Genomic DNA, 14,554 nt, shown 5'->3' with positions numbered 1-14,554 from the left:
CGCGTCTCGGTACGGAGCGCGTCTCCGTCCCGATGGTGCGTGCGTGGCTCTGGGCGGGGCTCTGCCCCGCCCAGAGCCACTTCGCGCGTTGGTGAGGTATCGAGGCTCTCGTCAGCTCAGGGCAGGGCGAGCTCGGGGATCGCCGGTCTTGGCTCCAGGTGACGCAGAGCCGGCGGAAGCGCGTTGGTGTGCAGGACGCCGAGGGAACGGGTGGCCCGGGTCAGGGCGACGTAGAGGTCGTTCAGGCCGCGAGGAGACTCGGCGATGATCCGGTCCGGGTCGACGACCAGGACCGTGTCGAACTCGAGGCCCTTGGACTGGCGGACCGTGAGCACCGCGACCGGGGATTCCAGGTCCGGGTCCTCGCCGACGGTGGTGGCCACCGGGAGAACCGCCTCAAGGTCGCGGCTCAGGTCGTCGAGAAGGTCCGCCGGGACGAGGACCGCCATACGGCCCCCGTCGGGACCGTCGCCCAGCGCGGCCCGCAGGTCGGCGACCTCCCGAGCCGCCACGGCGGCCAGTTCGACGGCGAGCGCGTCCGGCTCGACGGCGAGGCTCCACGGCGAGGCTCCGGTCTCCCGCACGGAGCGCGGCAGCTCCAGCTCCGGATCGATCGCGCCGAGCACGCCGGCGGCGACCGACATGATCTCGACCGGCGTGCGGTAGTTGACCGTAAGTCGTTCCAGCCGCCAGCGGTCGCCCAGATGCGGCCCGAGGACGCGACGCCACGAGGAGGCGCCGGCGAGGTCACCGGTCTGGGCGACGTCGCCGACCAGCGTCATGGAACGGCTCGGGCAGCGGCGCATCACCATGCGCCAGGCCATGTCGGAGAGCTCCTGAGCCTCGTCCACGATGACGTGCCCGTAGGCCCAGGTCCGGTCGGCGGCGGCACGCTGCGCCGTCGACCGGTCGTCGTCGTCCTCGTGCCGTTCCGCGAGCCGCTCGGCGTCGAGCAGGTCGGAGACCATGAGGATGTCCGGGTCGTCGTCCATGTCCCGGGTGAGGATGTCGACGACGCCCTGGGCGTAGGCGATCCGCTGGCGGCGGCGGCGTTCGGCGGCGGCCAGCGCCTCGGTCTCGTCCTCGCCCAGCAGCTCAGCGGCCTCGTCGAGCAGCGGGGCGTCCGCCGCGGTCCACATCCCGTCGGCCGCCCGGCCGCCATGTGGGTCGGCACGGTGGAGGAGCAGCCGCTCGCCGTCGGTGAAACCGGCCGCCCCCGCGGCCGAGGCGAGCAGGTCCTCGTCGGCGAACAGGTCCGACAGCAGCCACTGGGGCGTGAGGACGGGCCACAGATCGTCGAGCGCGACCAGCACTCCGTCGTCCTGGCGCAGCTCGCGGCGGATGTCGTCGATGATCTCGTCACCGAGCAGGTTGGTGCCGGCGCCCGGCGCGTCGTTCTCGCCGAGCGGGTCCTCGGCGTACGGGTCGGCGCCCAGCCTGTCCGCGTACTGCTGAGCCAGCGCCTCGATGACCTCGCGGACGAACACCGGGCGGGCCTGGTTGTGCGGGCGCCGGGTGGCGCGCGCCCGGTCACGAGCCGCCTCGCAGGTGGCCGGGTCAAGCAGCAGGACGTCGTCCTCGAACGGGATTTCCAGTGCTTCGTCGGGCACCTGTTGCCGGTCGCGCACCGCGGCTTCGATCAGCGCGACCATCCGGGCACTGCCTTTGATGTGCGCGGCCTCACGCGGCTCGGTCCGTTCGGCGCGAACGCCTGGGAACAGGTCTCCGACAGTGGACAGCACCACACTGGTCTCGCCGAGAGCGGGCAGTACATGCGATATGTATCGCAGGAAGGTCGTGTTCGGGCCGATTACCAGTACGCCACGTTTCGTCAGTTGTTCACGATAGGTATAGAGCAGGTAGGCGGCGCGATGCAGCGCGACGGCCGTCTTGCCGGTACCAGGTCCGCCCTGGACGACGAGCACCCCGGAATGCTCGCCCCTGATGATCCTGTCCTGCTCGGCCTGGATGGTCTCGACGATGTCGCCCATCCGGCCCGTCCGGCCGGCGGACAGCGCGGCGAGCAGCCGCGCCTCCCCCGTCAGCGTCTCGTGGCCGGAATGGCCGTCCGCGGCGCTCGCGTCCAAGTCGAGCACCTCGTCGTCGACCTGGAACACCTGCCGGCGCGACGTGCGGATGTGGCGACGGCGGCGGACGCCCTCCGGGGAGGCGGCGGTGGCGAGATAGAAGGGACGGGCCGCCGGTGCCCGCCAGTCGATCAACAGCGGAGCGTAGTCGTCGGACTCCTCGAAAATGCCCAGACGGCCGACATAGCGGGTCTCGCCGTCGTGGAAGTCGAGCCGGCCGAAGCACAGCCCGTCCTCGGCCGCGTCGAACCGGGCGAGCTGACGGGTGTACATCGCGGCCGTCGCCTGCCGCTCGGTGTGCGCCTGCGGCCTGCCACCCGGCCGCTCCCGCAGGGCCTCGGCGAGCCGGGAGGAGGCCTGGTCGCGGAAGTCGTCAAGACGCTCGTAGAGCATCGAGACATACTCCTGCTCGCGCCCCACTTCCTCGTTTGACAATTCAACTCCCCGGCCAGTAAAATGCGCCCCGCCGCATTCCTTACATTCCCACGTCGACGCATCTCCGCGTCGACTTTCAAATTCTAGCCCTCGGAAGACGCGAACCGGTTAACGATCCAACGAGTCCGGTTCGTCGGCACCGGTAGGCCCACCGCGGACGTGATCTCGCGGACCGCCGGCCGAAATCAATCAGGCGCCGCTTCCGAGGCCGCTTCGGCCATGACCGGCGGACGGTCAGCCGCCGGCCGCTCAGCTACGGATGTGCTCAGCTACGCATGGGAGCGCGGTGACGGCGGCGTCTCCCGCGTGACGGAGACGCGCGGCGATGGACCATCGGTCTGTCCCGGCTGACCGCGGAACCCGGCCGAACTGTCCACCTCGCCCGCGGCGTCGACGGTAAGCCACTCCCAACCGTCGCCGACGAGGTCGTTGAGGAGCTCCGGTGCGCTCCGGCCCGCGGCCAGGCCGGCGGTGGCGTAGGCGTCGGCCATGGCCAGGTCTGGCCCGACGACCGTGACGGAGGCGAGGTCGGTCGCGGGTGCCCCGGTCCGCGGGTTGAGCACGTGGCTGCCCTGTTCGGCGGTGCCGGAGGTGGCGACGGCCAGGTCCGTGCCCTCGACGACGGCGACGACCCGGTCCCGCTGGAACGGGTCCGTGATCCCGACCCGCCAGGACCGCCCCGGAGCCGGCGTGCCGCGCAGGCGCAGGTCGCCGGCCGCGTTCACGCAGTGGTCGGTGACGCCGGCCGTGGTCAGTGCCGCGGAGGCGACATCCGCGGCCCAGCCCTTGACCAGGCCGGTCGGGTCCAGGGTGCCGTCGCCGCGCCAGGCCGGGTCGAACCAGCCGCCGCTGCGGCCCTGGCAGGCGTCGGCCAGCCGGTAGACCTCCCGGACGTGCCCAGGGCAGTCCTCCAGGCCGATCTCGCCGCGGCGCAGCCGGGAGACCCAGGACCCGGTCTTGAAGGTGCTGAAGTCCTCGTCCGCTCGGTGCAGCCGCGCGACCGCGGCCGCGACCGCCGCGTCCAGATCCGGCCCGGCCCAGGCCGCCCGGCCCGGCCGTGGGTCCTGGGAACCGGGCCGGGGCGGCCGCCGGATCGCGAGGCGATCCGGCGGAAGCATGATCGACGGCGGCCGGACGGCGATGCTGACGACCGTCCCCATCACCTGCTCCGCGTACACGCGGACCGGCCGCTCGTCCGTCATCGGCCCTCTTCGGTCATCGGCTCTCGTTTGTCATCGACTCGCGACCGCCATCGGCTACAGCCCCGCCTTGTCGATCGCGGACTGGACGGACCACGCATACCCGCTGCTGGTATACGACGCCCCGGAGACCTGGTCAATCTTGGCGCTCTGGATATCCAGGACCTGCTGCCRCAGGATCGGCACGACATCGTTGTTGATCTGGATGTCACGCCACAACCGGTTGGGGAGCATCAGGGCAACCACGTCTGTGATCTTGCTGTCGGTCACGACGAGCTGGACCTGCACCGGTCCGTATTTCGTGTCGATCACGTCGCCGATGACGGTCCTCGGGCCAGACACGCTCGGCGACACCGAGCCGGCAGTGGCGCTGGCGCTGGCGCTGGCGGTGGCGGTGGATTCCGCGCCGCCGGAGCCGGTTCGGTCAGTACCGGTCGACGGAGCCGGGGTGGCCGACACCGTGCCATCGTCACCGGACCCCTCGTCCTCGCCGGGTGGCGCCCCGGAGGCGGATCCGGCGACGGGCCGGCCGGTCTCGGACACTCCGGGCATCCCGGACGGCGTGACGAGCGCGGCGGGCTGGTCGCCGTGCGCGGCCAGGGCTTTGCCGCCCACGGCGAGAACGACGGTTCCCAGTAGTCCGGCGAAGCCAAGCCGCGCCCGATAGGCCTTGCCGGCGTTGAGGTTCATGCCAGGTCGCGGCGTCCGCTCCCGCCCGCTGAGGGGCCGGCCGACGGCACCGCTACCTCCCTTCGGGTCACGTCTTCTCTCGGCTCCCGCCCGCTCGATCCGCCGGCGCCGACGCCAGCGCCGCTGCCGCCGTCCTCCCGCTCGCCAACCCTCGTATCGCGCAGCGAGAAGTGCTCGGTATGGATCTGGTCGTCGGCGAGGCCGAGAGTGCGCAGTGAGCGGACAAGTCCATGGGTCAGCCCGGTGGGGCCACAGATGAAGACATCGCGCTCGATCACGTCAGGCACCGCGGCGGAAAGCAGGTCGGCCGTCACCGGGTCGTATCCCAGCGCACGCCGCGACCCGACCATGCGATGGACCGTCAGCCGATACCTGCTCGCGATGACCTGTAGCTCCCTCCACAGCGCGAGATCGTGTTCTTCGCGCACCCGGTGGATGACGATGACGTCGTCGCCGCGGTTGGCGAGCTCCTCCGCGAGCGCCCGGATCGGCCCGATCCCACTGCCGCCGGCGACGAGCAGCGACTTGCCGCGGGTGRCCCGCTCGGCGGTGAACAGCCCGAACGGGCCCTCGGCGACGATGAGCGTGCCGGGGCGGAGGCTGGCCATCGCGCGGGAGTGATYGCCCGAGGCCTTGACGGTGATACGCAGCCGGTCCGGCCGGGGCGGCGCGGACAACGAGTAGGGATGCGCGCTGAGCCAGTGCCCCGGGGCCAGGAACCGCCACCGCAGGAACTGCCCGGACCGCGCCCCGAGCCGGTCCACGTTCCGGCCGCGGATCCACACCGAGACGATCCCCGGCGCCTCCTGGACGACCCGCTCCACGCGCAGCCGGTGCCGAACATTCGCGACAAGGGGCAGGACCAGCCGCCCGATGACCAGGCAGGCGAAAACAAACACGTACATCGCCCGCCAGAGCCGCTGGTTGGCCGGGTGGCCGACGAACTCGGCGCCCGTCGACACCTGGTGCCCGTAGACCAGAAGCACCGCCGCGTACGTCGTCAGGTGCAGGAGATACCAGATCTCATAGGAGATCCGTGGGCGAAGCCTACGAGCGCTCACCACCCCGACGGTGACGAACAGCAGCACGCCGATCGTCGCCTTCCACATCTCCGGATAGTTCGCGATCACGGTGAACAGCTCGGACACCGGCTGCCGATGATCGGCAAGCCCATAGCCCCAGACCGTCAGCAGCACATGCGTGACCATCAGCAGCACGATGTTGGTGCCCAGCCCTCGGTGCCAGGCCGCCAGCCGTCCCAGCCCGACGGCCCGCTCCAGCACCGGGATCCTCGCCATGAGCAGCAGCTCGACCAGCATCAGGTAGGCCGCGAGCAGCCCGGCGACCCGGCCGAACGCGGTCATGACCGCCGTGCCGCCCCGCAGGCTGGTCGCCGGGGTGGCGAACCACCACAGCCCCACGACCAGGACGCCCCAGGCCACCAGCCCCGCCCGCACCGCGAGCCGCCCCCGCCACCCCGCGGACCGCGCCGCCCTCAGACCCGGCAGCCGGCCGGCCGCCCCTCCGGTGGTCGGCCGCGCAGGGTTCGCCCGGGCGGCGGTCGCCCGGGCAGTGGTCGGCCGGGCGGTGGTCGGCCGGGCGGTGGTCGGCCGGGCGGTGGTCGGCCGGGCGGTGGTCGGCCGGGCGGTGGTCGGCCGGGCGGCCTCCGCGGCCGTCCGATGACGGCCACCGCCAACGTCCCCCCCGGCATCCCCGGCGCGATCGGCGTCGCTGGTGCGGCTGGCGTCGCCGGCATCGCCGGCGTTGGTGCCGGCGGTGTCATCGACGCGGCCCGCGCTGGGTCGGGGCCCCGTGTTCGGCGTTGTCTCCAGCGCCGGCGCCGGCGCCGGCGCGGGCTCGAAGCGGTAACCGGGCACGGTCACCGGCACCTCGGCCTCCTCGACGGCACCGGGTCCGATCGTCGGCGCCCCCTCTTCCACCGACCCGAGCTCGACGCGGTAGCCGGGCACGGTCACCGGCATGTCGGTCACGGCGAGGGGATCCGGCCTGGTCGCCGAGGTGTCCTCTCCCGCCGACGCCGACTCAAGGCGGTAGCCGGGCATGGTCACCGGCACCTCGATCGACGCGGGGGGATCGGACCCGATCGCCGACGTCCCGTCTCCCGGGACCCGAGAGGAGTCCATGAGGTTAGAGCGTGTCCTCTCGACGGGAGAATTCCCTGGAAAAGTCATGCGAATGACTCGTGCGTCAGGCTCGGTGCCTGGCCAGACGGCACGCCGCGGCCGTTCAGCATCCCGTCCATCCCCGTTCGTTACCGAGCGGAGACGGCCGCTACTCCCCAGGTCACCGTACGGAGCACCAGAACGACGGTATGACGATACTGACGGTATGACCATGCCCATGTCTCCACGGCGCTGATCGGCTACACCGCGACACCGCGGCACCGCGGCCCGTTCAGCGGCGGGTGGTGGTGGAAGTGGCGTAGACCCCGGGGGGAACCCCGACGATCTCCCGGAAGTCGCGGTTGAAGTGGGCCTGGTCGAACCAGCCGAGGCTGGCGGCGAGCTCCGCGAGGTTGATGCCGGCCGGGTCACCGGCCGTCGCCGCGGCGTCGAGCGCGGCCTGGGCGTCGTGCAGGCGGAACCGGCGCAGCACCCACTTCGGGCCGACGCCGACGTAGCGGCGGAAAAGGCGCTGCAGTGTGCGGAGTTCGATGTCGTGCCGCTCGGCGACGGCCTGGACGGCGGTGAGCGCGCGGTCGGCCAGCATGTCGGCGGCGATCGCCAATACCTGCTCATATCGCGGGTCGGCCGGCGGCCTCCTGGCCAGGAGGAACTCGTCCATCAGGGCGACTCGTTCCTCGTCCTCCGTCGCGGCGAGGATCGCCGCCTGCAGGTCGTGGGCGTCCTTGGCCAGCGCCGCCGGCCGCCCGGCGGGGCCGCCGGCGTCCTCACCCGGGCGCTCCCGCGCCTCATCCTCATCGGCATCGTCGTGGTTGACCGCGTCGTGGTTGACCGCGTCGTGGTTGACCGCGTCGTCGGCATCGGCCGCGTCGGCCGGCACGGCCCAGGTCGTGAGTACGTCCGCCAGCGGAACGGCGCGGTCGGTGTAGGCGGCGACGTTGGCACCCGTGAACGCGGCGAAGCCACCCGGGCGGAACTTCACCCCGAAGACCCGGCCCTCGCCGCGCAGAAGGATGTCGAATCGCCTGGTCACCACGCCGTGTACGAGTGTCCCTGGCATCGCGTGCCCGTGCCGGGGGCCGGCGCCGGACTCCACCGACAGATGCACCGCCGGATGGCTCAGCACCGACGAGAGATACGACGTACCGGACGGCAGATCCCAGCGAACCGTCCAGTACCGCTCAACCCAGCGGCCGAGGTCCGCATGCGCCGCCGGACGGCCCAGCGTGAAGTGCCGCAGCCCCTCGTCGGGGCGCAGCACGCCGGCGAGCGACGCCGTCGGCGGCCGTGGAAGCTCGGGCGGGAGCGACCGCGGCGGCGCGGCGCCCGGCCGTGACGACGGCGTCCCGGGCGGCCGCGCTCCCGGACCTGCCGATGCCGCTGGCGGTGTCGCGTTCGTCCAAGGCCGCACCCCGCCAGCGTAGGCACGATCTCGGCCATGACCACAGACACCAGTCAGCTTGACGGCACCACCGCCACCGCCCCCACCACCACCGGGCCGGCGCCGGCCGTGAGCCCGGTGCCCGCCGGGTACTCGACACTGACGCCGTTCTTCGTCGTCGACGGCGCCGAGCGGGCGATCGCGTTCTACGAGGCGGTGCTCGGCGCCCGGGTCGTCGGCCGCAACGACACCCCCGACGGCAGGGTCGCTCACTGCGAGCTCGAGGTCGCCAACGGCCGGATGCAGCTCTCCGACCCCGCTCCCGACCACCACCTGGTCGCCGCGTCCGGCGGCGACGACGTCAGCCGCTCGACCGTCGCCTACCTGCCGGACGTCGACGCGGCCTACGCCCAGGCCGTCCAGCTCGGCGCGAAGGGATACGGCGAGCCGTCGACCTTCGTCACCGGCGACCGCTTCGCCGCGTTCCTCGACCCGTGGGGCCACCGCTGGGCCGTCATGACCCGGGTCGAGGACGTCGACCCCGCCGAGGCCCAGCGCCGCGTCGACGCCTGGCTCGCCGAATCCGCTGACACCGACGGGACCGGCGAGGAGAACTGAGAACGCCTGCCGGAACCTGCTCCAGGACGCCTGGCCCGGAAACGCTGACGGCGCTTCCGGGCCGGCGCTTCGGCCGGCGTTTCAGGGCCGGCGCCTCAGGCCGGCGCTTCGGGACTGGTGACTCGGCGTCGGCGACTCAGGGCTGCCTGCGGGCGAGGGCGCGCGTGTTGCGGTTGCGCCTGATACGGATCGCCTGCGTCATCCGGGTCTGTTCGCCCGCCCGGCCGTCGAGATGCTCGGGTTCGAGCAGACGCCTGATCGCCTCGTTGTCCCGGTTCAGCTCGGCGGCGATTCCGCTGAGCGCGTCGAGCATGCGCTTGCGCTGCTCCGGCGTGAGCGTCGGCTTGGCCCCGAGCCAGACGGTCCGGGTGAGTCGGGTCGCGCCTGGACCGAAGGCCCGCAGCAGCGTCTCGGCCCGGAGGGTCTGGTGACCGGCGCTGCGCACGATCACGCGGCGYGGCGGCTCGAACGCGATGACCTCCGCCTCCTGGGCGGGGCCCTCCGCGCCGGGAACACTCGGGCGGCGCTCGGTGACGATGATCCGTCCGACGCCGGCCGACGTGCCCGGCTTCCGGTAGGCCCGTATGACGGTGGGGTCGTAGCGGGGCGTGTTCTCGGGGTTGTCGAGAAACTCCCACACCTGCGCCCGCGGCCTGTCGACGACGACGGTCGACTCGGCGACCTGGATCCATTCCACCAGGTGCCGCGCCTCGACCAGGTTCAGAATGTGCTTGGCGTCGGTGACCGCGCCCGAGGCGAGGACGCGCGGCCACAGGTTGGTCGCCGCCTGGAAGATGTTGATGCCGCAGAACAGGATCGAGATGGCGCCGACGTACCTGACCAGGTCCTGCTCGGCGAGCATTCCGCTCGCCGGCAGCGGGCCGTTCCCGAACTTGGCCGCGCACGACTGCGCGGTGAGGCCGCAGCGGGCGAAGCCCAGCCCGTCGGGCAGCGCCAGCGCGACGGCCACGAAGTTCATCGCGATGCCGCCGCCGTAGGCGACGATCCCGCGCCTCCCCGATATCCACCCGTGGCGGGGGGAAACGATCGCGGTGGCCTTGCCGAACTTGCGGCCGAACTGCAGGAACCTGCCGGACCTCGTGAAGTCCGCGCCGGTCCCGCCGACGACGAAGCCGCGGACCCGGTAACCGACGGAGAGCGCCGCCAGGGCGTGCCCGAGCTCGTGGATCACATTGCTGACCAGCACCACCAAGGGCACGGTGGCCACGATCGCGACCAGAGACAGCCACTGCTGCGCCACTCGTCTCCCATCCGCACCGTCCCGCCCTCCCCGGACATCGTTTATCAGACGGCGTCGAAGACCGGCGGAGGGCCCCGTGGCACGACACTCCCGGGTAGCGGCTCGGGAACACTTCGTTGGCCGGCGATGCCGGCGGTGCCGGGTGTGCCGAGTGTGCCGATTACCCCGCCATCGCCTCGTCGCGGGCGCCGGGAATGGCGGCGAGGGCGGCGGCGTGCGCCGCGAAGACGTCGGTGAAGGTGGGGACGGGCATCCCGGCGCGGCGCTGCTCCGCCCGCCGCAGGCCGGCGGCGAAGAACCCGTTGTCGAACCAGGTCGGGAAGTCGCGCACCATCGCCGCCGGGCCGTGCACCTCGGCCTCGCCGGCGTCCAGCAGCGAACGGAACGAGACGCGGCCGAGAAGCCACCGGTGCATCTCGCGGGTGGAGGCGGTGATCGAGAGATCCGCGTCCTGCCCCGGGGCGTCCCTGCAGACGGTGATCACGGGGCGTTCCATCTCCAGCCAGCCCTCCGCGGCGCCGGGACCGGTGAGGACGACATGGGCGAACGTCCGTCGCCGAGGCAGCCGGTCGATGACCGCGTGCTGATGCATGCGCCAGATCAGCGACAGACCGTCGCAGTCGTCGTCCTCTGGGTCATTGAAGATCCATTCGGCGGCCCACTGGCCCATCGCCCAGACGATGGGCGTGATCGACCAACCCGCCGCCGTCAGGTCATAGCTGCCGGGACGGCCCCGCTCGGCCGCCTGCCGGATGACGAGACCCTGACGCTCCAACTGYCGGAGCCGTTGCGCGAGCAGTGTCCGGCTCATCCTGGGCACACCGCGGTGAATCTCGTTGAAGCCGCTCGCTCCGATCATGAGCTCGCGAATGATCAGCGGCGTCCAGCGGTCGCCGAGGACCTCGACACACAGCGAGATCGGACAGTAGTCCGAATGGATTGCCATTCGATCATGAGACCATGGCTACATGGCCGCCGGGTAGTCCAGATCCTGTACCGAACCTGACAACCAGCGGACACCCACCAGTACAGGAACGCGACTGGTCGCCGATCCGCCCCTCGACAGAACCTCCTTCCAGGCACAACGAGCAGGCGTCGGCCGACCCATCGAGGGCGGAGACGCCCGCGACAGCCCCCGGAGCGACGACCGACCGGGCAACCTCGAAGGAGAAGAGCAATGGCGCTCGGTCCCACCCCTACCGCCCCTTCCGTCCCCACCGCCACGCCGGGTCCCGACCTGGCCGCGGTCAAGGCGAAGCAGCAGAAGACGTGGTCCAGCGGTGATTTCGCCGTCGTGGGCGCGCGCATCGTGCTGCAGAGCGAACTGCTCGCGGAGGCGGCCGATCTGCGCGCCGGCTGGCGGGTCCTGGACGTGGCCTGCGGGTCCGGCAACGCGGCGATCGCCGCCGCCCGGTCGGGTACCCAGGCCGTCGGCGTCGACTACGTTCCCGCCCTGCTGGACACCGCCCGGCAGCGCGCGGCCGCGGAGGGGCTCGACGTCGAGTTCCGCGTCGGCGACGCGGAGGACCTGCCCGTCCCCGACGGCTCGTTCGACGCGGTGCTGTCGGTCTTCGGCTCGATGTTCGCGCCGGACCACCGCCGGGCCGCCGCCGAACTGGTCCGCGCCGCCCGGCCGGGTGGCGTGATCGGTCTGGTGTCCTGGACGCCGTCCGGGTTCATCGGCGAGATGTTCCGGGCGATCACGAAGCACGTCCCCGGGCCGAAGGGCGTCCAGTCCCCGATGTCATGGGGCACCGATACGCACCTGGCCGAGCTGTTCGGCGACGCGGCGGCCGAGATCCGGTCCGTGGAACGGACCTGCGTGTTCCGGTTCGCCTCGCCCGAGGAGTTCGTCGGCTTCTTCCGCCGCTGGTACGGGCCGACCCTCAAGGCGTTCGAGGCGCTGGACGACGACGGCCGCGATGACCTCGGTGCCGACCTGGCCGACCTGGCGCGCCGCTGGGACCGTCACCAGGACGGCGGCAGCGTGGCGCTCCCGTCCACCTACCTCGAGACGATCATCACCCTGCGCTAGGCGCTAGACGCTGGGCGTCAGGGTTGGCCACGTTACGTCAATATGACGTTGCCACCATGAGCCGACGGCCACGGTGGCCATCGAGAAAATGGAGGCATGGAACTCGTACAGCGGGCCGACGCGCCGCCGGCCGGGGAAACCCAGATCGTGATCAGGCCGGCGGTGGGTCGGGCTGACGCCGCCATCATCCGAGAGATCTACGCACCCTGGATCCAGGAGACGGCGATCTCGTTCGAGGAGGTCGTTCCCAGCGTGGACGAGATGCTGGGACGGATGAACGCGCGTCCGCGGATGCCGTGGCTGATCGCCGAGGTCGACGGCGAGCCCGCCGGATACGCCTACGCCAGTAGGCACGCGGCGCGCGCGGCGTACCGCTGGTCGGCCGACGTCTCCGTGTACCTGAAGGCGGGGCAACGCGGCCGCGGGCTGGGCCGCCAGCTGTACGCCCAGCTCATCCCCCAGGTCCGCGCGCTCGGCTACATGACGCTGTTCGCCGGGGTCACCCATCCGAACCCGGCCAGCGTCGGCCTGCACAGCGCGCTCGGCTTCGAGCTCGCCGGCGTCCACCCGAGCACCGGCTACAAGTTCGGCCGCTGGCACGACGTCGGCTGGTACGCCCTCGTACCGGCCGGCGACCTGCCCCCCACCCCGGCGGAGCCCCTCGAATGGGACCCGGCCGGCCCGGCGAGCACCGGCGAAACGGAAGATCAACGCGGACCAGCCGGCATAGGGTGAGGTCGTGCCGGAGTCCGTCAATTTTGACCGGATCGCTGACCGTTACGACGACACCCGCGGCGGTCAGGGGCGAGGCCACGCGGTCGCCACGCAGATCGACCCGTATCTGCCGGACGGCAGACTGCTGGAGATCGGCGTCGGGACTGGGCTGATCGCCGCCGCTTTCACCTCCCTCGGCCGGGAGATCATCGGCATCGACCTGTCGGCGCGGATGCTCGCCTACGCGGCGCGGCGGGTTCCGGGACGGATCGTGCGCGCGGACGCGAGCGCCATCCCGCTCCCGGACGCCAGCGTCGACGCCTGCGCCGCCATCCATGTGCTGCACCTGGTCGCCGACACGCCCGCCGTGCTGGGTGACGTGGCCCGGGTGCTGCGGCCCGGCGGGCGCCTCGCGGTGGTGGGCGGGGGCAGCCCCGACGCGGTCTCCGACACCGGCCACATCATGGAAACGATGAGCGCCAGGTTGGACACCTACCGGTTGCGGGCCGCCCGGGCCCAGCCCGAGGCGGTCATCGAGACGGCCGAACGGCATGGGCTGCGCCTGGTCGAGAGATTCTCGATCGTGCGGGAAGAGGGCACCGCGACGCCCGAACAGGCCGCCGCGGAGATCGAGGCCCGGCTCTGGTCCCGGCTGTGGGACCTGCCGGACGACATCTGGGCCTCCGTGGTCGAACCGACGATCGAGCAGCTACGCCGGCTGCCCGACCAGGACCGGCCACGTCCCGCCGTGTTTCACTCGCCGGTGCTCATCTTCGAGGCCACTGGTGCGGTTCCCGCACGTCACACCAGGTGACGGAGCACATCAGGTGACGAAGCACATCAGCTGATGGAGCCCTTGAACGTCGCATTTCCGCGGTTCGGCAGGCGAGTGCTCCCGCCCACCCGCCAACCTCTGGGTGATCGCCGTTCGCGCCCTGGCGTGGTTGCCGGCGAGGGCGGATCGTGACCACCAGAAGGCCCAAAGGTGATCTGTTCGAGTAGTTCTGGTCCGGGCCGGGTGGCCTTGGCTGGGACCGGACCTCAGCCAGAATCCGGACCCGGACCAGAACCGGCGGCCATCCCGTCAGCCCGCCGGCGTGGCGTTCGGGTCCTTGTTCGGGCCGACCAGCTTGAAGACCGCGCCGGTGACGTCGACGGCGGTGGCCAGGCGGCCGTACGGGGTGTCCGTCGGCTCGTTGACGGTCTTCCCACCGAGCTCGATGCCCGTCGCGAGGGTCGCGTCGACGTCCTCGGTCGCGAAGTACACCGACCAGTGCGCCGGCACGCCGGCCGGCAGGAAGGCGGAGGCGTCCATGATTCCGGCGAGCGGCTCGCCGGCGGCGTTCACCAGGATCGTGTAGCGGAACTCGTCGGTGTCGCCCACCGTCTTGGTGTTCCAGCCGAAGACGTCGCGGTAGAAGTCGACGGCCGCCTGGTGGTCGCGGGTGAACAGCTCGAAGTGGGCGGGCGCGCCCGGCTCGGCGGTCACGGCGAAGCCCGTGTGCTGCCCGGGCTGCCAGATGCCGATCATCGCGCCGGTCGGGTCGCCGACGACCGCCATCACGCCGAGGTCCCCGACGGCCATCGCCGGGGCGATCACCTGACCGCCCTTCTCGGCCACGGCGGCGACGGTCTTCTCGGCGTCGGCGGTGCGCAGGTAGACCGACCAGACGTCGGGCACCCCCTGGTCCGGCTGGGACTGCATGCCGCCAGCGATCGGCTGGGCCGCTCGCAGGAAGTTGAAGTAGCCGCCGAACTCCTCGCTCGGCTCCTGCGCCGTCCAGCCGAACAGCTCGCCATAGAACGTCCGGGCGGCCGCCGGGTCGGTCGTCATCAGATCGACCCAGACGGGGGCGCCAACAACGGTGGTGTCGAGCGGAGGCATCGGGGCTCCCTCTTGCTGATGAAATCAACGGACGTTCAGGTAGACCCACCGGCCCTCCCGAACTCATCGCTGCGATGAAAATCCTTCCACCGCAGCCTGACCCGG

At 71.7% G+C, this 14,554-nt stretch carries 12 protein-coding genes; 4 read left to right on the top strand and 8 right to left on the bottom strand.

What is annotated here, in order from left to right:
• Nucleotides 1-116: 116 nt before the first annotated feature.
• From BL253_RS27120 to BL253_RS27100, 5 genes are all read right to left on the bottom strand, one after another.
• Nucleotides 117-2,480, bottom strand: a complete 2,364-nt coding sequence (locus BL253_RS27120; RefSeq protein WP_076820157.1) for a HelD family protein — start codon at nt 2,478-2,480, stop codon at nt 117-119.
• 311 nt (nt 2,481-2,791) lie between these two features.
• Nucleotides 2,792-3,724, bottom strand: coding sequence for an FAD:protein FMN transferase (locus BL253_RS27115; protein ID WP_076820133.1), 933 nt, complete (start codon nt 3,722-3,724; stop codon nt 2,792-2,794).
• A 54-nt stretch (nt 3,725-3,778) separates the two neighbouring features.
• A complete protein-coding gene (locus BL253_RS27110; RefSeq protein ID WP_081438737.1) occupies nt 3,779-4,411 on the bottom strand; it encodes an FMN-binding protein in 633 nt (210 codons plus the stop codon).
• Nucleotides 4,408-6,555, bottom strand: a complete 2,148-nt coding sequence (locus BL253_RS45195; protein WP_338013753.1) for a ferredoxin reductase family protein — start codon at nt 6,553-6,555, stop codon at nt 4,408-4,410. Before BL253_RS45195 ends, BL253_RS27110 begins: the two co-directional genes overlap by 4 nt.
• A 271-nt stretch (nt 6,556-6,826) precedes the next feature.
• On the bottom strand, nt 6,827-7,816 hold the full coding sequence (locus BL253_RS27100) for an AraC family transcriptional regulator (protein ID WP_241835190.1): 990 nt from the start codon (nt 7,814-7,816) through the stop codon (nt 6,827-6,829).
• A gap of 177 nt (nt 7,817-7,993) precedes the next feature.
• On the opposite strand from BL253_RS27100, the gene BL253_RS27095 reads away from it, so the two are divergent.
• On the top strand, nt 7,994-8,554 hold the full coding sequence (locus BL253_RS27095) for a VOC family protein (protein WP_198946411.1): 561 nt from the start codon (nt 7,994-7,996) through the stop codon (nt 8,552-8,554).
• A gap of 136 nt (nt 8,555-8,690) precedes the next feature.
• Here the strand turns inward: BL253_RS27095 and BL253_RS27090 are convergent, their stop codons facing one another.
• Both BL253_RS27090 and BL253_RS27085 read right to left on the bottom strand, forming a co-directional pair.
• Nucleotides 8,691-9,815: an SRPBCC family protein gene (locus BL253_RS27090; protein ID WP_076820131.1), complete on the bottom strand. Its 1,125-nt coding sequence runs from the start codon at nt 9,813-9,815 to the stop codon at nt 8,691-8,693.
• 160 nt (nt 9,816-9,975) lie between these two features.
• Nucleotides 9,976-10,761: a winged helix-turn-helix transcriptional regulator gene (locus BL253_RS27085; protein WP_076820130.1), complete on the bottom strand. Its 786-nt coding sequence runs from the start codon at nt 10,759-10,761 to the stop codon at nt 9,976-9,978.
• Between the two features lie 231 nt (nt 10,762-10,992).
• Here BL253_RS27085 and BL253_RS27080 point away from each other — a divergent pair, with 231 nt between their 5' ends.
• The 3 genes from BL253_RS27080 (at nt 10,993) to BL253_RS27070 (ending at nt 13,378) form a co-directional block, all read left to right on the top strand.
• On the top strand, nt 10,993-11,850 hold the full coding sequence (locus BL253_RS27080) for a class I SAM-dependent methyltransferase (RefSeq protein ID WP_076820129.1): 858 nt from the start codon (nt 10,993-10,995) through the stop codon (nt 11,848-11,850).
• Nucleotides 11,851-11,946: 96 nt separating this feature from the next.
• Nucleotides 11,947-12,585 carry a GNAT family N-acetyltransferase gene (locus tag BL253_RS27075; protein ID WP_076820128.1) on the top strand — a complete coding sequence of 213 codons (639 nt, stop codon included), beginning with the start codon at nt 11,947-11,949 and terminating at the stop codon, nt 12,583-12,585.
• Between the two features lie 4 nt (nt 12,586-12,589).
• Entirely contained in the window at nt 12,590-13,378 is a 789-nt protein-coding gene (locus tag BL253_RS27070; protein ID WP_076820127.1) for a class I SAM-dependent methyltransferase, read from the top strand.
• 270 nt (nt 13,379-13,648) lie between these two features.
• Here the strand turns inward: BL253_RS27070 and BL253_RS27065 are convergent, their stop codons facing one another.
• The gene (locus tag BL253_RS27065; protein WP_076820126.1) at nt 13,649-14,449 is read right to left on the bottom strand and encodes a VOC family protein; all 801 of its coding nucleotides are present in this window, start codon (nt 14,447-14,449) and stop codon (nt 13,649-13,651) included.
• Between the last annotated feature and the right edge of the window lie 105 nt (nt 14,450-14,554).

It is taken from the genome of Pseudofrankia asymbiotica, from assembly GCF_001983105.1.
Taxonomy (GTDB): Bacteria; Actinomycetota; Actinomycetes; order Frankiales; family Frankiaceae; genus Pseudofrankia; species Pseudofrankia asymbiotica.
This window is presented reverse-complemented; position numbering and strand designations above follow the sequence as displayed.